At 70.8% G+C, this 21908-nt stretch carries 22 protein-coding genes; 7 read left to right on the plus strand and 15 right to left on the minus strand.

Features of this window, described 5'->3' with window-relative positions; all coding sequences use genetic code 11:
* Positions 1–12: 12 nt before the first annotated feature.
* The 4 genes from VFX14_06845 to VFX14_06860 are packed head-to-tail and all read right to left on the minus strand — an operon-like array spanning position 13 to position 5095.
* A complete protein-coding gene (locus VFX14_06845; protein ID HEU5189389.1) occupies positions 13–1716 on the minus strand; it encodes an amidohydrolase in 1704 nt (567 codons plus the stop codon).
* Positions 1713–3959 (minus strand): molybdopterin cofactor-binding domain-containing protein, encoded by a 2247-nt coding sequence (locus VFX14_06850; GenBank protein HEU5189390.1) that lies wholly within the window; start codon positions 3957–3959, stop codon positions 1713–1715. Before VFX14_06850 ends, VFX14_06845 begins: the two co-directional genes overlap by 4 nt.
* Before the next feature lies 1 nt (position 3960).
* Positions 3961–4434 carry a (2Fe-2S)-binding protein gene (locus VFX14_06855; protein HEU5189391.1) on the minus strand — a complete coding sequence of 158 codons (474 nt, stop codon included), beginning with the start codon at positions 4432–4434 and terminating at the stop codon, positions 3961–3963.
* 49 nt (positions 4435–4483) lie between these two features.
* Positions 4484–5095 (minus strand): VOC family protein, encoded by a 612-nt coding sequence (locus tag VFX14_06860; GenBank protein ID HEU5189392.1) that lies wholly within the window; start codon positions 5093–5095, stop codon positions 4484–4486.
* Positions 5096–5204: 109 nt separating this feature from the next.
* Here VFX14_06860 and VFX14_06865 point away from each other — a divergent pair, with 109 nt between their 5' ends.
* From VFX14_06865 to VFX14_06875, 3 genes are all read left to right on the plus strand, one after another.
* On the plus strand, positions 5205–5963 hold the full coding sequence (locus VFX14_06865; protein HEU5189393.1) for a transporter: 759 nt from the start codon (positions 5205–5207) through the stop codon (positions 5961–5963).
* A gap of 606 nt (positions 5964–6569) precedes the next feature.
* The gene (locus VFX14_06870; GenBank protein HEU5189394.1) at positions 6570–6935 is read left to right on the plus strand and encodes an RNA-binding protein; all 366 of its coding nucleotides are present in this window, start codon (positions 6570–6572) and stop codon (positions 6933–6935) included.
* An 8-nt stretch (positions 6936–6943) separates the two neighbouring features.
* The gene (locus VFX14_06875) at positions 6944–7159 is read left to right on the plus strand and encodes a hypothetical protein (GenBank protein ID HEU5189395.1); all 216 of its coding nucleotides are present in this window, start codon (positions 6944–6946) and stop codon (positions 7157–7159) included.
* A 21-nt stretch (positions 7160–7180) separates the two neighbouring features.
* Here VFX14_06875 and VFX14_06880 read toward each other — a convergent pair whose 3' ends face one another.
* From VFX14_06880 to VFX14_06895, 4 genes are read right to left on the minus strand one after another with little or no spacing between them, the layout of a single operon-like run.
* Positions 7181–8485: a 2-oxo acid dehydrogenase subunit E2 gene (locus tag VFX14_06880; protein HEU5189396.1), complete on the minus strand. Its 1305-nt coding sequence runs from the start codon at positions 8483–8485 to the stop codon at positions 7181–7183.
* Positions 8485–9465 carry an alpha-ketoacid dehydrogenase subunit beta gene (locus VFX14_06885; protein ID HEU5189397.1) on the minus strand — a complete coding sequence of 327 codons (981 nt, stop codon included), beginning with the start codon at positions 9463–9465 and terminating at the stop codon, positions 8485–8487. The genes VFX14_06880 and VFX14_06885 overlap by 1 nt, the downstream gene beginning before the upstream one ends.
* A 2-nt stretch (positions 9466–9467) precedes the next feature.
* Positions 9468–10973 (minus strand): 4-hydroxyphenylacetate 3-hydroxylase N-terminal domain-containing protein, encoded by a 1506-nt coding sequence (locus tag VFX14_06890; protein ID HEU5189398.1) that lies wholly within the window; start codon positions 10971–10973, stop codon positions 9468–9470.
* Between the two features lie 13 nt (positions 10974–10986).
* Positions 10987–11403: a nuclear transport factor 2 family protein gene (locus tag VFX14_06895; GenBank protein ID HEU5189399.1), complete on the minus strand. Its 417-nt coding sequence runs from the start codon at positions 11401–11403 to the stop codon at positions 10987–10989.
* A 102-nt stretch (positions 11404–11505) separates the two neighbouring features.
* On the opposite strand from VFX14_06895, the gene VFX14_06900 reads away from it, so the two are divergent.
* Entirely contained in the window at positions 11506–13110 is a 1605-nt protein-coding gene (locus VFX14_06900) for a DHA2 family efflux MFS transporter permease subunit (GenBank protein HEU5189400.1), read from the plus strand.
* Between the two features lie 13 nt (positions 13111–13123).
* Positions 13124–13915 carry an SDR family oxidoreductase gene (locus tag VFX14_06905; protein ID HEU5189401.1) on the plus strand — a complete coding sequence of 264 codons (792 nt, stop codon included), beginning with the start codon at positions 13124–13126 and terminating at the stop codon, positions 13913–13915.
* 30 nt (positions 13916–13945) lie between these two features.
* Here VFX14_06905 and VFX14_06910 read toward each other — a convergent pair whose 3' ends face one another.
* Positions 13946–14992, minus strand: coding sequence for an LLM class flavin-dependent oxidoreductase (locus tag VFX14_06910; protein HEU5189402.1), 1047 nt, complete (start codon positions 14990–14992; stop codon positions 13946–13948).
* 46 nt (positions 14993–15038) lie between these two features.
* Between VFX14_06910 and VFX14_06915 the strand changes: the two genes are divergently transcribed.
* Positions 15039–16238 carry a formyl-CoA transferase gene (locus tag VFX14_06915; GenBank protein HEU5189403.1) on the plus strand — a complete coding sequence of 400 codons (1200 nt, stop codon included), beginning with the start codon at positions 15039–15041 and terminating at the stop codon, positions 16236–16238.
* Between the two features lie 26 nt (positions 16239–16264).
* Here VFX14_06915 and VFX14_06920 read toward each other — a convergent pair whose 3' ends face one another.
* Both VFX14_06920 and VFX14_06925 read right to left on the minus strand, forming a co-directional pair.
* Entirely contained in the window at positions 16265–17044 is a 780-nt protein-coding gene (locus VFX14_06920; GenBank protein HEU5189404.1) for an N-acyl homoserine lactonase family protein, read from the minus strand.
* Entirely contained in the window at positions 17037–18020 is a 984-nt protein-coding gene (locus VFX14_06925) for a thiamine pyrophosphate-dependent dehydrogenase E1 component subunit alpha (protein HEU5189405.1), read from the minus strand. Before VFX14_06925 ends, VFX14_06920 begins: the two co-directional genes overlap by 8 nt.
* Before the next feature lie 86 nt (positions 18021–18106).
* Between VFX14_06925 and VFX14_06930 the strand changes: the two genes are divergently transcribed.
* Positions 18107–19018: a transporter gene (locus VFX14_06930; protein HEU5189406.1), complete on the plus strand. Its 912-nt coding sequence runs from the start codon at positions 18107–18109 to the stop codon at positions 19016–19018.
* Between the two features lie 24 nt (positions 19019–19042).
* On the opposite strand, the gene VFX14_06935 is transcribed toward VFX14_06930, so the two are convergent.
* From VFX14_06935 to VFX14_06950, 4 genes are read right to left on the minus strand one after another with little or no spacing between them, the layout of a single operon-like run.
* Positions 19043–19882 (minus strand): amidohydrolase family protein, encoded by an 840-nt coding sequence (locus tag VFX14_06935; GenBank protein ID HEU5189407.1) that lies wholly within the window; start codon positions 19880–19882, stop codon positions 19043–19045.
* Entirely contained in the window at positions 19879–20757 is an 879-nt protein-coding gene (locus VFX14_06940) for a VOC family protein (protein ID HEU5189408.1), read from the minus strand. The genes VFX14_06935 and VFX14_06940 overlap by 4 nt, the downstream gene beginning before the upstream one ends.
* 3 nt (positions 20758–20760) lie before the next feature.
* A complete protein-coding gene (locus VFX14_06945) occupies positions 20761–21252 on the minus strand; it encodes an aromatic-ring-hydroxylating dioxygenase subunit beta (GenBank protein HEU5189409.1) in 492 nt (163 codons plus the stop codon).
* A 14-nt stretch (positions 21253–21266) separates the two neighbouring features.
* Positions 21267–21716 (minus strand): hypothetical protein, encoded by a 450-nt coding sequence (locus tag VFX14_06950; GenBank protein ID HEU5189410.1) that lies wholly within the window; start codon positions 21714–21716, stop codon positions 21267–21269.
* Positions 21717–21908 lie beyond the last annotated feature (192 nt).

Raw genomic sequence — 21908 nt, forward strand, 5'->3', positions numbered from 1 at the left:
CGGGGGCCGCGCTCAGGCGCGGCCGTGCACCACGCGCCCGCCCACCATGGTGAGGCGCACGCGTATGTCCGGCAGCGCCTCCAGCGGCGCCGTGAGCGGATCCTGGTCGAGCACGGCCAGGTCCGCGCGGCGTCCCGGCGCGAGGATGCCCGCCACGCGTTCCGACTGGGTGACCCAGGCGCCGCCCACCGTGAGGGTCCAGAGCGCGTCCTGACGCGTGAGGCGCTCGCGCGGTCCGATGACGGCGCCCGAGGCCATGTCCCTTCGCCCCACGACGGCGGCGAAGGCCATCCAGGGGTCGGGCGGCTTGTTGTCGGTGGCGAGCCCGAACGGGATGCGGCGGCGCCGGAGGCTCCGGTGGGGCAGCAGGGTGGCGCCACCGTCCCCCAGTCTCGCCGCTTCCTCCGCGGCGGAGCGCCAGAGATAGCTGATGGGATTGGTGGTGGCGACCGCGCCCAGCCGCTTGATGCGCGCGAGCTGCTCGTCCGTCGCGTCGTTGAGGTGCACGAGCACCCAGCGCAGCGGGCGGAGGGGATGCTGACGCGCGATCATCTCCCAGGCGTCGAGCACGCCGGGCAGGCAGCGGGTGACCAGCGTGTTGACGCGCACGCCCAGCCGCGCCGCCAGTAGCGCCTGCAGCGTGTAGGCCTCGTGCGAGTTCGCGCTCTCCACAAATCCGGCCCACGCGGTATAGGGCTGGGCCTCGTGGAGGATACGCGCGACCTCGGGATCGCCCCCGTAGTGGAGGCAGATGCCGGCCACGCGCAGCATGTCGTCGCCGAGGCCGCGCCCGCCCACCCACGCCGCGACCTCGCGCAGCGCGGTCGCCGCCTCCACCGTGCCGTCCCATGTGGGGCTCAGGGCCAGCGTGGCGCGCAGCCGGAGCCGCCCCTGCTCGTGCGCCTCGCGATAGGCGGCGAGCACCTCCGGCGCGATGCCGTGGCCCTCGTACACGGCGGTGACGCCGCGGGCGGCGTAGATGCGCTGCGAGTCGTCGAGCGCGTCCAGCCGATCCTCGTGGGTGAAGCGCGGCGCCTCGGACATCAGCGTGTGCTCGATCACCTGGATGGCGTTCTTCTCAATGAAGAGCCCGGTGGGCTCGCCCGCCGCGTCGCGGACGATCTCGATGCCGGACGGCGCCTCCGTGTCACGGGTGACCCCGGCAGCTCGCAGCGCCGCCGAGTTGGCGATCGAGTACACCGGGGGCTTGTTCCAGTAGCCCCAGATCCCGCGCAGATACACGGGGTGCTCGGGCGCGGCGGCGTCCAGGTCCTCGCGGGTGGGCCAGCGGCCCTCGGCGAGGCAGCCGGGCGCGTCGCGGTAGAAGGGCGGGGTACCGACGGGCATCGTGACGATCCACTCACCGGGCTTGCGCCCGGCGGCGAGACGGCGCAGCAGCCGCTGGAGGTCGGCGATGGAGCGGCAGCGCGCGAGCGAGGGGAAGATGCGCTTAAGGCCCTCGCGATCCAGGTGCGCGTGGGCGTCCACGAGGCCGGGGATCAGCGTAGCGCCGCGGAGGTCCACGACCTTGGTCCGCCGGTCGCGCCAGCCGCGGAGGTCGCCCCGCCTCCCCACGCCGAGCACGTGCCCGCCGCGCACGGCCAGGGCCTCCGCCGAGGGCCGCGCCCGATCGAGGGTGAGGATGCGCCCGTTGACGAAGACCCAGTCGGCGGCGCCGCTCGCCATTCCGAAGGCTGGAGGCGCGGGCGCGATCAAGCGCCGGCGAGCGCCGCCTTCACGTGCTCGGTTCGGAAGGGGACCGTGCGCAGGCGCACGCCGGTGGCGTCGAAGATCGCGTTGCCGAGCGCGGCCGGCACCGGCGTCGAGGCCGCCTCACCCACGCCCAGCGGCGGCTGGTCGAGGCGCTGGATCAGGTCGAACTCGAGCGTCGGCACCTCGGGGAAGCGGAGGATCGGGTACGACGCCCAGTCCACCGAGGTGACGCGCTGCCGGTCGAAGGTGACCTCCTCGTGCAGCGTGCGCGACAGCGTCTGGATGATGTTGCCCTCGAGCTGCGCCTGCACGCATCCGGGATTGATCATGAGCCCGCAGTCCTGCGCGCAGACGGCGCGGGTGACCCGCACCGCGCCGCTGGCGCGCTCCACCGCCACTTCCATCCCGATCGCCACGATGGTCTCCTCGTGCTTGTAGTGCACGAACGCGATGCCGCGCCCGGTGAGGACCTGCGCCGTCCGATCGATGGGCCGCGGCGAGGGCCGCGGCTGCCAGCCCATCTTGGCGGCGCAGCGACGCAGCACCTCGGCGGCGCGCGCGTTGGTCAGCCGCCGGAGCCGGAAGTCGACGGCGTCCTGCCGCGCGAGCGCGGCGACCTCGTCGGTGAACGATTCCACCGCGAAGGTGTTGGCGACCTTGCCGGGCGCGCGGAAGGCCGAGGTGCGCAGCGGCGCGTCGGCCAGCCAGTGCACCACCGCGTTGAGGCTGCCGACGGTGTAGGGCGGGTCGATGTTCTGGTAGATCAGGCCCGTGGATCGTCCCGGCGTCTGCGGAATGCCCGCCGCGTCGAGCGACAGGAAGGGCACGTGCGGCAGATTGGCGGTGGCCACGGGGAGCCAGGCCTGGGTCTCCCAGGCGGTGATCTGCCCGTCCGCGTCTACCGCGGCGCGGAGCTGGAGGAGCTGGGCCGGGCCCTTCGGGTCCAGGGCGTGCTCCTCCTCGCGCGTCCACTGCACGCGCACCGGCCGGCTGACCGCACGCGAGAGGAGGGCGGCCTCCATCGCCGCGTCGTCCGCGCCGTTGGGCCCGTACGAGCCCGCGCCGTCGAGATAGATCACCCGCACGCGGTTCCGCTCGAGGCCAAGAACGCGCGCGCAGGTGGCGGCGAGGTTGTGGGTGCCCTGGGACGAGCTCCAGATCGTGGCGCCATCAGCGCGCACGTCGGCGACACCGCACGAGGGCCCCATCGAGCCGTGGGTCTGGAAGGGCCAGCGATACTCGCCCGCCAGCGTGCGCGTGCCCGCCGGAGGCGCGTCGAGGGCGGAGAGATCGCCACGCCTGGCGACCTCCTGGTCGCGCACCACGCGCCCCGTCTTCATCGAGTCGTAGAGGGCGGACTGCTCGCCGAGCCCCGACGGGCTCGTGCCGCTGGCGGGCGACCACGTCGCCTTGAGGGCGCGGGCGCCCCGGACCGCATCCCACTCGCGCTCGGCCAGCACGGCGAGAAAGCTCTGGATGCGCGCCACGCGCGCGCCGGGCACGCCGGCGAGGGAGCTCTCGTCCACCGCCGCGAGGGCGGCGCCGGCCGCGGGCGGCCGGATCACGCGCGCGTGCAGCATGCCGGGCAGCGTCAGATCCTGAAGGTAGTGATGGGTGCCCGTGGCCTTCTCGGGGACGTCGGGCCGCGGCAGCGAGGCCCCGATGTAGCGGAAGCGGTCCGAGGTCCGATAGGGCGCCTTGGGATCGAGCTTGAGGTTGAAGGTCTTGCCGCCGATCAGGTCGGCGAAGCCCACGCTGGCGCCGCCGTTTCGTACGCTCACGGCGCCGTCGGCGGTGTCGAGATCCGCCTCCGGGCGCGCGAGCCGCGAGGCGGCCAGCGCGATCAACGCCTGGCGCGCCGTCGCCGCCGCCTGGCGGAGCTGCATGCCGCCGCGCGCGACGCCGTAGCTGCCGCCGGTGGCGCCCTGATTGGGCGTGAGCGCGCTGTCGCCCTCGATCATCGCGATGCGGTCGGGTGACACGCCCAGCTCGTCGCCCGTGATCTGGCGCATGGCGATGCGATGGCCGGTGCCGAGGTCCACCTTGCCCACGAAGATCGTGACGGAGCCGTCTCCGTGGACGGCGAGGTAGGAATCCACCGCATCGGGCGCCAGCGACTTACCGAGGAAACGATCGGCGTTGGGCACCGTCTGGGCCGCGGGGCGAGGCGACCACGGAAAGCCCACGACGAGGGCGCCGCCCGCGGCGAGGCCCGCGCCCAGGAAGCGTCGGCGTGAGAGGGCCATGTCAGCGCCCTCCCGGGTTGCCGGCGGCGCGGAGCACGGCGCGGATCACGCGGTCGTGGCTCCCGCACCGGCAGAGATTGCCGGCGAGGGCGTCGCACACCTGCTCGCGCGTGGGGCGCGGCGTGGTGGCCAGCAGCGCCTTCGCGCTCATGATGATGCCGGCCGTGCAGTAGCCGCACTGCGCCGCCTGCTCGGCGATGAAGGCGGCCTGGAGCGCATCGGGCTTGGCGGGCGTGCCCAGGCCCTCGATCGTCGTCACCTCCATCCCGGCCACCGCGCGCGCCGGCGTCACGCACGAGCGCACGGCCTTGCCGTCCACCAGCACCGTGCAGGCGCCGCACTGGGCGAGCCCGCAGCCGAAGTGCGTGCCGGTCAGGGCGAGGTCGTTGCGCAGGACGTAGAGCAGGGGCACGTCGGGATCGGGCGACTCGACCTCACGCGTGCGGCCGTTGACACGGAGCGAGAGCTTCGCCATCAGAGGGTCCTCTCAGACGAGCGAGACGTGGCGCGGCGGACGGAAGCGATCAGGCCTTGAACACCGGATTGTCGGTGCGGTCGATGAGCGCGTCGGGCCCCTCGGTCGGCAGCACCTCGGCAAAGTTCTGCGCGCCGTCGATGTCGCCTTCCCAGACCTCCCGCGGCAGCTCGTAGAGCACCTCGATGCCGTGCCCGTCGGGATCGGCGATGTAGACGCTGTGGGTCATGCCGTGATTGATGCGCCGGAGGAACTTCACGCCCTTGGCCTGGAGCCACGCCACCTGCTTGACCCAGGACTCGCGATCGGGCCAGGCGATGGCCACGTGGTTCAAGCCGGGGCGGCCCGGCATGAGGCTCCACTCGGGCGGCTCGCTTCCGTCCTGGCTCGCCGGCGGCAGCTCGGCGAGGGCGAGGTCGTGATGGGTCAGCCCGCCCTGGGCGTCCACGCCGCTGTAGAAGCGCATCTTGGGCCGCACGCGTCCGGGCGTCTGCTTGAGCTCGGCCACGCACCTGAAGCCGATGATCTCCGTCCAGAACTTGTGCGAGACCTCCATGTTCCGCACGTTCAGCACCAGGTGATTGATGGCCCGCGGCGCCTGGGCGTGGGCGGGGGGCGTGACGGGCGAGCCGTTGGTGCCGTTCGTGTCAGTGCTGGCCATGGGAGCCTCCTCGGGTGACTTGGCAGGCATTGTATCGCAAGGGCGCGCGGTGAGACGATGCCGTAACGATCCTGCGATAGGCTGCACCCGTCGACCCACATCGGCCACGATGAGAACGAAGGGACTGCTCAGGGCTACGGCGCTGGCCGCCGCCACGGTGCTCTTTGCACCTCACGCCTGGGCGGAGGGGCCTTCCCCCTCGTTCTTCGACCCCGTGGTCACGACGAGCCCGGGCATATCTCGCGAGGTCAACGTCCTGCTCGATCACACGCGCGACTCGGATCGCAGGCTGACCTTCCTGTCCGCGCGACTGCAGTATCCCGTCGCCTCGTGGCTCCAGTTCAGCCTCGAGATGCCGGGGTTCCTCGACCCCAGCGAAGGCTCGCCTCGCGTCGGCGCCGGCGACCTGTCGGTCGGGGCACAGGCCAACGTGTGGACGCCGCGCCAGTGGCCCGCCCAGGTCGATGTGGGTCTTGAGGTCGCGCTCCCGACAGGGGACCGCGACGTGCTCGCCGGCTCCACGACGGTCCATGTCTTCATTGCCGGTGGTCTGAACGCCGGCCCCATCGACCTGGTGGCGAACATCTCCTATGCGTGGGGACTCACGGGCTCCGCCCAGGACAGTCAGCTCTTCCAGGCCAGCCTGGCCGCCGGCTACCGTCACCGGTGGCTCGCGCCGTTCGTCGAGCTGGTGATAACCCAGCCCGTCGAGGGATTTGATCAGCGGCGACCGCAGGTGGCGCTCGTGCCCGGCATCGAGCTCTACTTCCCAGCCAACCTGAGCCTCTCGGTCGGTGTCCAGCTCCCGGTCGGGTCCCCGCGCTTCTTCGACCAGCGGGTGGTGGCCTTCTTCAAGTGGCCCTTCTGAGCCGTGAGGGAAACGTCGCGAGCGGGCTCAGCTGAGCAGTGCCAGCGGCTCCTCGAGGTCGGCCAGCGCGCCCAAGAACTGGGCGCCGCGAGCCCGTCCAGCGCCCGGTGATCGCAGGAGAGGGTGAGGACCACGGTGGGCTGGACGGCCGGCTGCCCTTTCGGGGGGATCACGCGGTCCGCGATGCGGCCGACGGCGAGGATCGCGGCCTGGGCGGCTTCACGATTGCGTTGAAGGCGTCGACGCCGTACATCCCGAGATTGATGATGGTGAAGCCGCCGGCCTGGATGTGGGCGGGGCGCAGCTTGCCGGTCTGGGGGCGGGCGACGAGGTCCTCGCGGCGCGCCGCGATGTCCTTGAGCGTGAGGGTCTCGGCGCGGTGGAGCAGGGGGACGAGCAGGCGATGGGAGCCTCCTCGGGTGACGTGAGGCGATTGTGGCGCAAGAAAACAATCGAACGAGAGTCGGATAAATGTGTCACCCTGTGAGTGTGGCCCGGCGTATTGGATTGACTGGGTCCCCTGCCGTTCCAGATCGCGACTCCGGTGCCGTCTTCCGCGCACCAGAGAGTGCCGACTCCCGCGGGAGATTTCCTGGAGGTGCCCTCATGGCGCACAAGCTCTTCATCGGCGGGCTCGCCTTCACGACGTCGAATGACCGGCTCCGCGAGGTGTTCGCGGCGGTAGGGGGCGTCGAGTCGGCTTCGGTGGTGGTCGATCGGGATACCGGGCGGTCGCGCGGCTTCGGCTTTGTCGAGATGGAGTCGGCGGAGGCCGCCGCCGAGGCGGTCAAGAAGCTCAACGGGCAGACGGTGGATGGACGGGTTCTGAAGGTCGAGCTCGCGAACGCGCCGGGTAGCGGCGGCGGGCGGAGCGGCGGTGGCTATCGCAGCGGCGGCGGCTATCGCAGCGGCGGCGGGGGCGAGGGCGGAAACCGTGGCGGCAAGGGCGGCGGTGGCGGGAGGCGCTGGTAGGACGGCCTATGCAGGTCGTCGCGTTGTCGACTCCCGGGAACCCCGCCTGGCGCTGGCGCATCGTCAGTTACTCGGGGGAACAGATCGAAGAATCGTACGAGGAGTTCGCGACGATCGCCGCGGCCCTCGCCAAGGGAGTGAAGCGCTTGCGCGAGATGAACCTGATCGACCGCAGCGTGCCGATGCCGCCCCATCGCTCGGTCTTCCGTCCTCGGGGGCGCTGACGGCGCGACCCGGCCAGCGGGTCAGGTGAGAAGCGCCAGCGGCTCCTCGACCAGCTCCGCGAGGGCTCCGAGGAACTGGGCGCCGCGGGCGCCGTCCAGCGCGCGGTGGTCGCAAGAGAGGGTCAGCACCATGGTGGGCTGGACGGCCGGCTGACCGTTCACGGCGATCACGCGGTCCGCGATGCGCCCGACGGCGAGAATCGCCGCCTGCGGCGGGTTCACGATGGCGTTGAAGGCGTCGACGCCGTACATGCCGAGATTGCTGATGGTGAAGCCGCCGCCCCCTATGTCGGCGGGGCGCAGCTTACCAGCCTGGGCGCGCGTGACGAGGTCCTCGCGCCGCGCGGCGATGTCCTTGAGCGTCAGGGTATCGGCGCGGTGGAGCACGGGGACGACCAGGCCGTCCTCGATGGCCACGGCGAGCCCGATGTTGATCTCCGAGTTGCGAAGAATGCCGCCGTCTTTCCAGGAGGCGTTCGCCGCGGGATGCTGGGCCAGGGTCGCGGCGACGAGCCGCACCAGCAGATCGGTATAGGTGATACGGGCGCCGCTCTGCTTGGTCGCCCGCTCGCGCCAGGCGACGAGCCGGCTCACGTTGACCTCGCGGACGAGATAGAAGTGAGGGGCGCTGGTCCACGAGGCGGTCATGCGGTCGGCCATGATGCGCCAGATATGGCTGACGCCCTCGCCACGGGCCGCCTCGGGTCGTGCGGTGGTGGAGGCGGAGGCTGCCGCCGCGGGCAGGTCGGCGGCGAGGATGGCACCGCTCGGGCCGGAGCCGTGGAGCGTGCGGAGGTCGAGGCCGCGCTCTGCCGCGAGGCGGCGCGCCTTGGGCGACGCGGGGGCGAGACGCGCGGCGGCGGACGTGGTGGCGGATACAGCGGCACGGCGCTCCACGTGCGCGAGGACGTCGGCCTTCTCGATCTTGCCGGAGCTGCTCTTGATCTCGGCGAGGTCGATGCCGTGCTCGGCGGCGAGCTTGCGGGCGAGCGGAGAGGCTTTGACCCGATCGCCGTTGGCGTCCGCGGGACGTGGCCCCTCCCCCTGGCCTCTCACCGGAGGAGAGGGGGTAGAAATCGCCGCCTCGCCGGGCGCATAGATCATGGCGATCGGCTGGCCCACCGGGATGACGTCGCCCTCTTGCGCGGTCACGTCGCGGAGCACGCCGGCAGCGGGCGACTCGATCTCGACCGTGACCTTGTCGGTCTCGATCTCGACCAACGCGTCGCCCTTACGAACCGTATCGCCCGGCGCCTTGATCCAGCGCAGGACCTTGCCGGTCTCCTGCGCCAGCTCCAGCGCCGGCATGATGACCTGGGTGGGCATCAGGCCTTGCCGCAGAGCGCCTTCGCCGCGTCGAAGACAGTCTTCTCCGACGGCACCGTGAGGTCTTCCAGCACCGGGGAGAATGGGACGGGCACGTCCATCGCGCCCATGCGCTTGACCGGCGCGTCCAGGTGATAGAAGGCGCCTTCCGCGATCACGGAGGCGATCTCCGCGGTGACGCCGTAGCGCTCGTAGCCCTCGTCCACCACGAGGGCGCGGGAGGTCTTCTTGGCGGAGGCGATGAGGGCGTCCTTGTCCAGCGGGAAGGTCGTGCGCGGGTCGATCACCTCGGCGCCGATGCCGACCTCGTCCAGCATCTTGGCCGCGCCCAGCGCCACCGGCACCATGCTGCTGGTGGCCACGATCGTGATGTCCTTGCCCGCGCGCTTCACGTCGGCCACCCCGAAGGGGATGGTGTAGTCCTCGGCGGGGACGGGGCCCTTCACGCGATACATCATCTTGTCCTCGAAGATCACCACGGGGCTGTCGTCGCGGATGGCCGTCTTCATGAGGCCCTTGGCCTCGTAGGGACCCGAGGGCAGCGCCACCTTGAGGCCGGGGATGTGGCTCACCCAGGCGTGCAGCGACTGCGAGTGCTGCGCCGCGGAGCGCCGCGTGGCGCCCAGCGTGGTGCGGAACACGATGGGCACCTTGATCTTGCCGCCCGACATGTAATACGCCTTGGCCGCCTGGTTCACCATCTGGTCCATCGTGAGCGTGATGAAGTCGCCGAACATCACGTCCACCACCGGCCGCATGCCGGTCATCGCCGCGCCCACCCCGATGCCCGCATAGCCGGGCTCGGAGATCGGCGTGTCGATCACGCGGTCGGTGCCGAACTCCTGCACCAGCCCCACCAGGGTCTTGAAGGGATGGCCGGCCTCGGCCACGTCTTCGCCGATGAGGAAGACGCGCGGGTCCCGCCGCATCTCCTCGGCAATCGCTTCCTTGACGGCATCGCCATAGGTCAGCTCACGCACAGTCATGATGGGCTCCCTGAAGTCGGAGGGGGCGGAGGCGGCGGCACCACGGGACGGCGCATGGGCAACGCCGCGTTCCGGAGCTCGTCGAGGTCGATCGTGGGCATGTCGAGGCTCAGCGCCCGCAGCACGCCGTTGGCCAGCGCGGTGTAGTCGGGGAAGACGCGCCGCAGCCGCGCGCGCCAGGCGGGCATGCCGCCGTTGGCGTGGAGCTCGAAGGCCGACTCGCGCCCGTCCAGCGCGGAGGCGACGTGATCGGACGCGAGCTGCAGCAGGGCCGCGCGCTGCAGCGCGGTGTACCCGCCGCCGCCGAACGATTCCTCGAGGCCGGCGGCCACCTCGGGCGAGGCCAGGTCCTTGTCCGAGGGCGCGACGACCAGCGAGGACCCGGGCAGGATGCGCAGGATCTCGGCCATGCGTTGCCGCGACTTCTGCATGGCGATGCTGCCTGCGGCGACGTGCACCCGGCGCGGCACGCAGAGGCCGTCCGCGGTGAGATCCGGCTCGAGCTCCGCCGCCGTCTGGCAGGTCCGCACCGTCTGCACGTCGATCACCAGGTCCATCAGGTACTCCACCGTCGGTTCATGCTCCTTGAGGCCCATGGCATGGGTGCAGGCCAGCGCCAGGCCCAGCGTGAACTCCGCCTTGGCGAGCCAGCAGTAGAGCTGGTGCCAGAAGCACCAGATCGCGATGGGATCAGGGGAGACGTCGGTGAAGAAGATACGCTCCCACGGCACGTGAACGTTCTCCAGCCAGAGCTGGCCGTCCAGCTCGTCGAAGCGGCTGCTGAGCGGGGCAAGGAACGGGTTCGCGTGGCGGGCGGCCGCCTTGCGGCAGAGCACGGTGACGCCGGGCGCGCCGACCGGCACCACGAAGGTGGCTCGATGCCCGTTCCAGTCCACCCCGGAGTGTGACCCGACGTAGACGTCCTCCGCGTAGACCGGGCTCGTATGCATGCCGACCTTGCCGCTCAGGATGAGCCCCGCGTCGGTCTCGCGGACGATGCGTAGGGCTGCCCGTTGGTCGGGGTCCTGGCGGAGCCGGTACCCGATCGTTCCCGCGCCCGCGCAGAAGGTGAGGAAGCGGCCGGTCGCGATGAGGCTCTCGCGGTAGCGGGTGGCGTCGTCGAGCTGCTGGGCGGACACGTCGCGCTCTAGGACCACGTCGCGGACGCCGAGGGCGATGAGATTGCCGTAGCCGGGCGTGTGCGTGATGTTCCCCGCGCTGACGAAGGCGGTCGCCGCGTAGGAGCGGCCCATCGCGCGGAGGTCGGCGGCGCTGCGTGGCGTGGCGAAGGCCCAGGCCGCGCGCTCGCCGTGGGCGTCGGGCGGGGCGAGGACCACGTCCTGCCACTCGGGATCCCGGTGACGGTCGTACCAGGCGACGTACTCCTCCACCATGGGCCGAGTGGCCGGGTGCAGGGTCACGTCCTCGACGAGCCCCTCGCCGACGATCCACACCCGTCGGCCGTCGCGCAGGGCCTCGCGGTACTCGGCGCCGCTTCTCACTAGGTGGGTGCTCTCACCGCGCGGCGTCGTACAGCGCCGCGGTGTCGTAGAACTCGTGGAATTCGACCACCCTGCCGTCGCGGAAGCGCCAGAAGTCGGCCTTGGGCGTGTCAACCACGCGGCCGGTGGCGCGGTTCTTCCACGCGGTGGAGCCGCGCATCGCCACCCAATCGCCGTCGGCGAGGAAGGCGCCGGTCTTGTAGTTGATCATCTCCCACTCGCCCAGGAGCCCGTCGAAGTAGCGCTTGAAGTCGGCCTTCGAGCGGATCTCGCTGGTGAACTCGGCGCCGGCGCCGCCGTTGGCCAGGGAGCGCACGCTGACGTCGTCCGCCATGAGGTCGAGCCAGGTCTGGACGCTGCCGCCCTTCGACTCGTGCCACTGCCGGTAGGCGTCCTTCAGCCTCGCCACGTTCTCTCCCGGACTGCTCATGGCGCCACCTCCGCCCTGTGGTTCTGGGCCCCTGCACCCGGTCATTCCCCCTCGCATTGGGGGCTCCCCGCGCATATCCTATCCCAACGGTCCGAGCCACGCATGACGCCGCCAGCCACGGACGCAACGCCGATCCCGCCCGCGCAGAAGTGGGCCATCACGCTCACCGTGATGGTGGTGGCATTCATGCAGATCCTCGACACGAGCGTGACCAACGTGGTGCTCCCGCATCTGCAGGGCTCGATGTCGGCGGGGCTCGACGAGGTCTCGTGGGTGATCACCTCCTACCTCGCCGCCAACGCCGTGGTGATCCCGGCCACCGGCTGGCTGGTGGGTCTCTTCGGCCGGAAGAAGTTCTTCCTGATCTGCACCATCCTTTTCGTCGTGAGCTCGTTCCTGTCCGGCGTCGCGCCCGACCTCACCACGCTGATCATCGCCCGCATCTTCCAGGGGCTCGGCGGGGGCCCCATCATCCCGCTCTCGCAGGCGATCCTCTGGGAGATCTTCCCGTTCCACCAGCGGGGGCTCGCCATGGCGGTGTGGGGGATGGGCTTCATCCTCGGGCCGATCCTTGGGCCCACGGTGGGCGGCTATCTCGCCGACGAGTGGTCGTGGCGCTGGATCTTCTACATCAACTTGCCGGTGGGCGTGCTGGGCTTCCTCATGGCCAGCGCCTTCCTCTTCGACCCGCCGTATCTTCGCAAGGCCGGGCGGGTGGACTGGTGGGGGCTCGGCCTGATGGTCGCGGGCTTCGGCTGCCTCCAGCTCGTGCTGGATCGCGGGGAGCGGGAGGACTGGTTCGACTCCACGCTCATCGTCACGCTGAGCGTGATCGCGGTGATCGCAGTGGTGGGCTTCCTCGTCCGCGAGCTGCGGACGGAGGATCCCATCCTCGACCTCAGCGTGTTCACCGATCGCAACTTCGCCACCGGCGCCACCCTCATTGCGGTGGTGGGCTTCGGCATGTTCTCAGGCATGCTGCTGGTCGCCGTGTTCACCCAGAAGCTCCTGGGCTATGACGCCTGGACCTCGGGGCTCGTTCTGGCCCCCGGTGGGCTCGGTAATATCTGCTCGCTGTTCGCCTCGGGGATCGTGACGCGCGTGGACCAGCGCTGGATGCTGGCCTTCGGCTCCCTGCTGAACGCGGTGAGCCTCTACATGATGACCTCGCTGACGCTCGGGATGGACTACTGGGCGCTGGCGCTCCCGCGCTTCATCCAGGGCTTCGCCATCGGGTTCATCTTCGTGCCGCTCTCCACGCTCACGCTGGCGACGATCCGGCGGGACAAGCTGGTCAACGCCACCGCGGCCTACGGCATGCTGCGGAACGTCGGCGGCAGCGTGGGGATCGCGGTGGTGACCACGCTGCTCGCCCAGCGCAGCCAGTTCCATCAGTCGAACCTGGTGAGTCACATCAACGTGTGGGATCCCGAGACCAGCACCCGGCTCGGCCAGTGGGCCCGCCACTTCTCGCGGCTGGGAGCGGACGCGTTCACCGCCGAGCGGCGGGCCATCGCCATGCTGTACAAGGAGACGGTGGACCAGGCCCAGCTCCTCGCCTATGCCGACGACTTCTGGCTGCTTGCCGTCATGTTCACGCTGATGCCCCTGGCCCTGCCGCTGATGCGCCGCATCCGTCTTCAGCCCATGCCCGCGGACACCGCGACGGCCGAGCGCGCGGCGGCGCCCGCGCCGGCGCCCGAATAGTGAGGAGGGTCGGATGAATCTCGAGCTCGAGGGCAAGGTGGCCATCGTGGGGGGCGCGAGCAAGGGGCTCGGGCGCGCCTGCGCGGAGGTGCTGGCGGAGGAGGGCGCGGCGGTCGTGATGTGCAGCCGCTCCGAGGGCGAGCTCGAGAAGGCGGCGCGTGAGATCCACGACACCACCGGGCGCGAGACGCTGGCCTTCGCCGGCGATCTCGACCGGCCAGAGACCGTCCGCGATCTCGTCGCGGCGGCGGTGGCGCGCTTCGGGCGCCTGGACGTGCTCGTGAACAACTCGGGCGGCCCGCCGCTGGCCCGTGCGCAGGGCGCCACCGAGGAGCAGTGGGCCACCGCGGTGCAGCGCTCGCTGCTGTTCTTTGCTCGGATGTGCCGAGAAGCGGTGCCGCATCTCAAGCGGGCGGGCGGCGGCCGCATCATCAATATCCTCGCCAGCACGGTGTACCAGCCCATTCCCAACCTGGCCCTGTCCGGGGCCACGCGCATGGGCGTGGTCGCCTTCGCGAAGAGCCTGGCCGACGAGGTGGGGCGCGACGGCATCCTGGTGAACAACGTGTGCCCCGGCTCCATCCTCACCGAGCGCATGCTGTCGAACGTGACGGCGCGGGCCAAGGAGCTCGGCATCCCCGTGGAGAAGGCGCTCGAGCAGCGCGCGGCCGAGACCGCGGTGGGCCGCATCGGCGACCCACGCGAGATGGCCTACCTGGTGGCCTTCTTCGCCTCCAGCCGGTCGAGCTACATCACCGGCACCACCATGCTCGTGGACGGCGGCCTCGTGCGCTCCGTGCTGTGAGCGCGGAGCCCCAGTCCGCGCTGCCCGGCGCTAGAGCTTCGGGGCGACCTGCTCGATGAACTGGCGCATCGCCCGCTCGACCTCCGCGCGGGGCAACATGGCGCCTTGGTCGAACCAGGCGATGATCTGCGACAGCCCGAACTCGTCGCGCGCCGCCTGCAGGCGATCGATCACCTCGGCGGTGTCGCCGAAAGCGGCGTGGTCCCGATAGAACTTCTCATAGGGCACGTTGGCCAGGGTCTCCGCGATGACCTTGAGGCGCGGCAGATGCTCGCCGTACGACTCGGGGATCTTCGCGAATACGTCATGGATGTTCTCGTAGTACCGGCGGACGCCGGGCCGCATGGCCTCGCGGGCCGCCGGGCCGGTGGGCCCGAGGTGCACGGGCAGCATGAGCGCCATCTGGTCCGGCCGCCAGGCATGGCCGGCGGCGGCTAGCCGCTCGCGATAGATCGTCATGCACTCGCGAAGCTGGGGCAGGGGCGTGGTGGTGGTGCCGGAGTAGATGGGCAGGCCGCCCTCGGCGACGTGGGCGAAGCTCTCCTGCGTGTGTACGGCGACGCGGATGGGCGGATGGGGCTGCTGGAGTGGCCGCGGCACCACCGCCAGCTCCTCCACCTGATAGAAGCGGCCGCGATAGCTGAAGCGCTCCTCCGTCCACGCGAGGCGGATGATCTCGAGCGCCTCGTCGAAGCGCGCGCGGTTCTCGGCGAGGGGAACGCGGAAGCCGTGGAACTGGCTGGGAATGGAGCCGCGCCCCACGCCGAACTCGAGCCGGCCGCCGGAGAGAATGTCGGCGACGGCGGCTTGCTCCGCGCACTCCAGCGGGTGCCGCAGCGGGAGCAGCGTCACCGCGGTGCCGATGCGGATCCGGCGCGTGCGGGCGGCGATGGCGGGCACCGCCATCAGCGGCTGGGCGAGCAGCGAGAAGGCGCCTCCGAAGTGGAGCTCGGCCAGCCAGGCCACGTCGAAGCCCAGCTCGTCGGCGCGCGCGATCAGGTCGATCATCTCCGCGTAGCGGTCCGCGTGGGAGCGGCCCGCCTCGGCCGCCGCCTGATGGAAGACCCCAAAGCGCATGCGGCGATTCTAGACCGAGCGGGGCGGCTGTGGTAGGGATGAGCGCATGTCCAAGGCGCTGAAAGGAATCCGGGTGGTGGACGTCACCAACAATCAGGCGGGGCCGTCGTGCGGCCAGATGCTGGCGTGGCTGGGGGCCGACGTGATCAAAGTCGAGGAGCCCGGCAAGGGCGACGTCGCGCGCTACTCGCAGCGGGACAAGGACAAGCCCGAGGCGGATGCGCTCTTCTACCTTGCCTTCAACGCCAACAAGCGGAGCCTCACGCTCAATCTCAAGCACGCGCGCGGGCAGGAGGTGTTCCGCGCGCTGCTCCGGTCCTCGGACGTGCTGCTCGAGAACTTCGGCCCCGGCGTGATCGAGCGCCTCGGCTTCGGCTACGACGCGGTCCATGCTCTGAACCCGCGGCTGGTCTACGCGAGCATCAAGGGCTTCGGCACATACGGCCCCTACCGCGACTACAAGAGTTACGAGCCGATCGCCCAGGCCATGGGCGGCGCGATGAGCGTGACCGGCTTCCCCGACGGGCCGCCCACCTACACGTGGCCGTCGATCGGCGACTCCGGGACGGGCATGCACTGCGTGATCGGCATCCTCGCCGCCCTCATGCAGCGCCACCAGACCGGCGAAGGGCAGGCGGTCGAGGTCTCGATGCAGGACGCGGTGGTGAACCTCCTACGTGTGAGCCTGCGCGACCATCAGCGCTTCGGGCGCATCATGCCGCGCACCGGCAATCAGCTGGGAGCCGTCGTGCCGGGCACGACCTATCGCTGCCACCCCGGCGGACCCAACGACTACGTGTTCATCTTCGTGCAGCAGCAGATGTGGCATCCGCTGCTGAAGGCGATCGGGCGCTCAGACCTGATCGGCGACCCGCGCTACGAGACGGGCGAGGCGCGCTGGGAGCGCCGCGCCGAGGTGGACGCCCTCGTGGAGGCGTGGACCTCGGGGCGCGACAAGCACGAGGTCATGAAGATCCTGGCCGGCGCCGGCGTGCCCTGCGGCGCCTGCCTCGACACCGGGGAAGTGCTGGCCGACCCGCATCTCCTCGAGCGCGACATGGTCGTCGAGGTGGAGCACCCGGTGCGCGGGCGCTACCTCACGGTGGGCAACCCGGTGAAGCTCTCGGCCTCGCCCACTGCCATCGGCCCGTCGCCGCTGCTGGGCCAGCACCGCGAGGAGATCCTGCGGGAGCTGGGCTATGGCGACGACGACATCCGGGCGTTGGCGAAAGACGGCGCGATCTGACGCGCGCCGCCCGCCCCGCGTGGGGCTCAGAGCACCGCGGCCGGCGCCTTCGGCATCGTCTGCCACTGCGCGGGGTCATGGCCGTAGAACATCGCGGCCCCCTCCCGATCCCGTAGCCGCCGCAGCGCTCCCAGGGATTCGCGCATGACGCCCGGATCCCAGAGGATGTTCGGGAGCACGTCGCGGTCCATGTTCTCCCGCGTGTAACAGGCATCGGAGGCACACACCAGGTGCGCGCCCTTGCCCCCGCGCACGCGCAGGGATTGATGCCCCGGCGTATGGCCGTAGGTGGGGAAGAGGATCACGCTCCCGTCGCCGAACACGTCGTGCTCGCCCTCGATGACCTGATAGTCGAGCGGATGGTCGAAGTCGATGGGGCTCGGGTTGTACTTCGGGACGAAGCCGGGCTTCCGCGCCGCCTCGAGCTCCGGCCGCTGCACGAGAAAGGTCGCCTTCGGGAAGAACTCGTTGCCGCCGCAGTGGTCGAAGTGGAGGTGCGAGTTCGCGACGTATCCGATGTCGGTGGGTTTCAATCCCAGGCGCGCGAGCTGGGGCACCACGTCGTCCCCCTCCGCGCTCTTCACGGTGAGCCGCTTCATGCGCTCGGCGCCCAGGCGGGTGAGGGGATCGAGCCGCGCCTGGCAGTGCACGCCGGTGTCGAAGAGGAGCCGGCCCTTCGGGTGGCTCACCACGAAGCTCATCACCGGCACCGTCCAGGGCTGCCCTGGGGAGAGATCGGAGACCATGCTGGCCCGGTCGAGCTCGATGGAGCCGGTGCAGAGGGCGTGGACGCGGACGTCAGGCATACACGTCCTCGTCCACCTGGCTGGGCGCGGGATACGGAGCCGCCAGCGCGTACTCCACCCCCTTGTCGATCTCGGTCTTGACGTCGCCGAGGATGCGGTCGAGCACGCCCTGGTCGACGAGGCCCTGCTTGATCAGCCGCCCCGAGAGGGTCTCGAGCGGATCGTGGGCGGACATCCACTCCTTCTCTTCCTCGCGCGTGCGGTAGTCCCGGTTGACGTCGCCCACGTGGTGGCCGTAGTACCGGTAGGTCTTGCACTCCAGGAACGCCGGCCCCTCGCCGCGGCGCGCGCGGGCGACGAGGCGGTCCATCGTCGCGTGCACCGCCTGCACGTCCTGCCCGTCCACCATCTCGGCGTGGATGCCGAAGGCGCGGGCGCGCGCGAGGATCTCGCCGGCCACCGTCTCGCCGCAGGGCGTGTACTCGCCGTAGAGGTTGTTCTCGCACACGTAGATGACGGGGAGCTTCCAGAGCGCCGCCATGTTCATGGCCTCGTAGAGGAGCCCCTGGCCCAGCGCGCCGTCGCCGAAGAAGCACACCGCCACCTGGCCGCTGCCCCGCATCTTGGCGGACAGCGCGGCGCCGGTGGCGATGCCGGCCGAGCCGCCCACAATGGCATTGGCCCCCAGATTGCCGCTCTCCGGATCGGCGATGTGCATGGAGCCGCCCTTGCCACGGCAGTACCCGGACTCCTTGCCGAGCAGCTCGGCGAACATGCGGTGCACGGCCGCGCCCTTGGCCAGGCAGTGGCCGTGGCCCCGATGCGTGCTCGTGATGAAGTCGTCACGCTTGAGCGCCTCGCACACCCCCACCGCCACCGCCTCTTCGCCCACGTAGAGGTGGGCGAGGCCGGGCATCTTGGCGCCCTTGTAGAGCTCGTTGACCTGCTCTTCGAAAGCGCGGATCTTGGCCATCTGCCGGTACATGTGCAGGTGCTGCTCGACGGTGAGGCGCGGGTCGGTGGCGGCAGTCGTCATGGAGTCCTCCGTGGGCCTGGGGTCACCCGCGAGACTGCGACAGGGAAGGACACGGAGTCAAGGCCGGTCATGCCATGATGCCAGCCGTGCGGACCGCACGCTTCGCGCTCGCCGTCGTCGCCGGCGTCCTCGCGCTCCTCGGCCCGTCACCGACGGCCCAGGCCCAGGAGATCGAGCCGCGGGCATATTCGAATATCCCCGTGGGCCTCAACTTCATGGCGCTGGGCTACGTGCATTCCCAGGGGGACCTGTCCTTCGATACGTCCGCGCCGATCGAGGACGCGCACCTGCGCATCGATGGCACGTTCCTCGCCTACGTCCGATCCTTCGGCGTCTTCGGCCGCTCGGCGAGCGTGGCCGTCGCCTTCCCGTATGCGTGGCTGTCGGGTGAGGCCACCTTCCGCGGCGAGCGGGTGGAGCGCAAGATCGACGGGCTTGCCGACCCCAAGATGCGGCTCACCGTGAACCTCTACGGGGCGCCCGCCCTGTCGGTCGAGGAGTTCCCGGAATACAAGCAGAACCTCATCGTGGGCGTGAGCGTGGCAGTCAGCGCCCCGCTGGGGCAGTACGACAGCCGCCAGCTTCTCAACGTGGGCACCAATCGCTGGGCGGTCAAGCCGGAGGTCGGCCTGTCCAAGGCCTGGGGCCCGCTGATCCTGGAGGCGGCCGCCGGCGTCACGTTCTACACGCCGAACGACGACTTCCTCCGGGGCCGCAAGCTCGAGCGGGCCCCCGTCTACTCCCTTCAGGCGCATCTCATCTACAACCTGCCTCACGGGATCTGGGCCGCGCTGGACACGGTCGGCTATCGCGGGGGCCGGATCACGCTGGACGGGGTTGAAGGTGAGGCCCTGCAGGAGAACCTCCGCGTGGGGCTGACGTTCTCGTTCCCCGTGACCCGCCACAGCTCCATCAAGATCACCGGCAGCACCGGCGCCTACGCGCGCTTCGGCGGCAATTTCAACACCGGCGGAATCGCGTGGCAGGTGGGCTGGTGAGGCGGCCCGGCGTCGCGCGCGCCGTCAGAGCCGCGGGTGCTTCCAGCCCAGCCACTCGCACACCGCGCGGCCCATCACCAGCTCCTGGTCGCGGCCCCTGAGCCACGGAAGCTCCTCGGTGAAGAGCGTCACGCACTGCCGCCACGAGCACGGCATGCGCGTGATGTCCGTGCCCCAGAAGAGGCGCGCCGGACCGAAGGCGTCGTGGATGCGGCGCAGGTGATCATGGATGTTTCGGTACGGATACGGCTGGCTCGAGTAGCTGGGGGCGCCGGTGGCCTTCACCGCGACGTTGGGATACTTCGCCAGCGCGAGCATCTCCGGCAGGCTTTCCCACCCCGCGTCGTCCTTCGTGCCCGACGCCCGTCCCAGGTGATCAATAATCAACTTGAGACGGGGGTGTTTTTCGGCCACCCGCCCCACCGTGGGCATGAAGGCCGAAGCGTGAAGCGCCACCGGCAATCCTGCCCGCTCGGCCGCCGGCCATAGCCAGTCGATGGTCCCGTCGGTGGGCCAGGAGCGCTGATGCGGCTGGAGGAACACGAAGCGGAGGCCCAGCATGCCCGGGCGCGAAGTCCAGCCGTCGATGAGCGCGCGGCTCTCCGGACGGTCGAGCGGAAAATTTCCGAGAATCGCGAAGCGGTCGGGATGCTGGCGCGCCGCCTCGACGGCCAGCTCGTTGGAATGCGGGTCCCAGGAGGCGGGCGGATGAATGATCGCCGCGTCCACGCCGGCCTCCGCCATCTCCTTCAACACGTCGTCTTTGGAGTAGACGGGGACCTGGCGGTGATTGGGATTGGTGGGCTTGCCGCTACTCCAGATGTGCACCTGCGCGTCCACGATCAGCATCGCCGCTCCCTTCACGCGGGCCCGACCAGCCCGATGTATGCGCCGCCGGCCTGCTCGGGGCCCACCAGCATCGCTTGCTCGCCCGTGTTGCGCACACCGCGCGTGGGCGGCGGCAAGCCCTGGCTCGCCATCCAGTGGGCCGCCGCGTCCATGCTCCGCGTGCGGTACAAAACCTGGAATGGGCCTGGGCCGCGGCGCGCCATCGCCTCGGCGGCCGGGCCGGGCTCGGCGGGCTGGGCGACGGTGAGGCCGGTGGGTCCGAGGTCGAACACCGCCATGTCGGCCTTGATGACCGCGCCGCGCTGCACCGGAGGCGCTGGCATCCCGAGGACGCGCGCGTAGTCGCGCGCCGCCGTGGCCACGTCGGGCACGGCGATGTACACGCGCTCGGCGCGCAGCGCCCCGTTCGGGTGCTCGCCGGCCGGTGGGACCTGGCGCCGGCGCTCGGCCAGCGGCGTGAGGTGCTGGACGAAGAAGATCGGGAGCGGGTTGCGCGGGCCGAGCCCGGCGGCGAGCCAGCGAAGCTCGCGGCCGTCGGGCGTGCGCCGGCTGCCCTCCGTCGGCTCCGCGACCTCCACGCCGCGTGCGCGCATGGCGGCCACGTCGGCACCGAGGTCGTCGCTCTGGACCGCGACGTAGCGGAAGCCGCCGCCCTTGGCGAGGAACTCGGCGAGGCGCCCGTCCGAGGCGCCGGGGGCGGGCGCCGGCGCATCCCGGCGCAGGCTCAGGAGCTCGAGGTAGTCCTCGGCGAGGAACGCGATGGCGTTCTCGGTGGCGCGGCCGGGGTGCACGCCGCCCGAGCGCACGTCGAAGCCGATGCGGCGATAGGCGGCCATGCCCGCCTCGAGGTCGGGGACGCAGATCATGACGTGGTCGATGCGCGTCAGCATGGGCTAGATCAGGAAGGCGAGGTTCGGGAGCGGCTCCGCCGCGTTCACGAGCACCACCTTCTTCCCGCTCATTCTGAGCGCGCCGCTCACGCGGCGTACCCGATGGGTGGCGCGCCCCGCCCACCAGTGGAGCTCGCGCCCCGCCTGCACGGCCAGCTCGGCGAGGAGGAAGTTCGAGCCCGCGATCCACTCGCCGCCCTCGCCCGCCGCGACCTCGACGTTCGAGATCAGGCGCCGCATGGACGAGGGCGGGTCCTGGCTGTGGCGATGGCCGGTCTGCAGGAGCTTCACGCGCGTCTCGAGGCGCGTGCGATTGTCGTAGATGTGCGAGAGGTGCCGGGCGGGGTCGGCGGCGGGATCCGTCGTCGCGGGCACCCAGTACACCGCGTCCTCCGTCCAGAGCTCGAGCCACTCCGCGTAGCGGGCCTCGTCGGCCAGGCGCGCCTCGAGGTACAGGAACTCGGTGACCGCGCGCAGATCGGCGTCGGAGACCATCGGCGAGGGCGGGGCTAGGACTCCGTCATGACGGCGCGGAGATGGCGCCAGAAGCCGCGGTCGGTCGTCTCGTCGGTGACGTGGGAGACGGTGCGGCCGTCGGCGTCTACCGCCTCGCGGTTGAGCCCGCGCCCGAGCAGGAGCCACGGCGTCGTGCGCGCGTGGAGGCCGAGCTGATTGCGGCCGGCGATGGTCAGGTCCTCCGGCATCAGGAAGGAGGCGGGGCCCATGCCGGCTTCGGCCATGCGGAGGAGCCGGCCGTTCAGCTCGGGGGCGCCCCTCAAGAACATGGGCGTGTGCCAGTGCACGCAGCGGTCCACGGCCTCCGGCTGCACAATGGCGATGTTGGTCTCGCCGAGGAAGAGGTTCGGGAAGATGAGGGCGTGCGCCGGGCCCTCCCTGATGCGTCGGCGCGACAGCTCGGGCCCGTCGCGCCGCTCGAGCGCGGCGACGAAGTCGGCCACCGCCGGGCCGGAGGCGCCGCCCAGCCACTGAAGGGTCCCTCGTAGCCGGGCGACCAGTCGATCTCGATGTGCCCGCCGCCCCAGTCGCGCACCACCGCCTTGATCGCATGCTCGGGGCCCACGACCCGCTGGTACTGCATCTGCACGGTCCGGAACAGCGCGAGGTGGACGAAGCCCAGGTGATAGCCGTCG

This window comes from Candidatus Methylomirabilota bacterium (genome assembly GCA_035764725.1).
Taxonomy (GTDB): Bacteria; Methylomirabilota; Methylomirabilia; order Rokubacteriales; family CSP1-6; genus DASRWT01.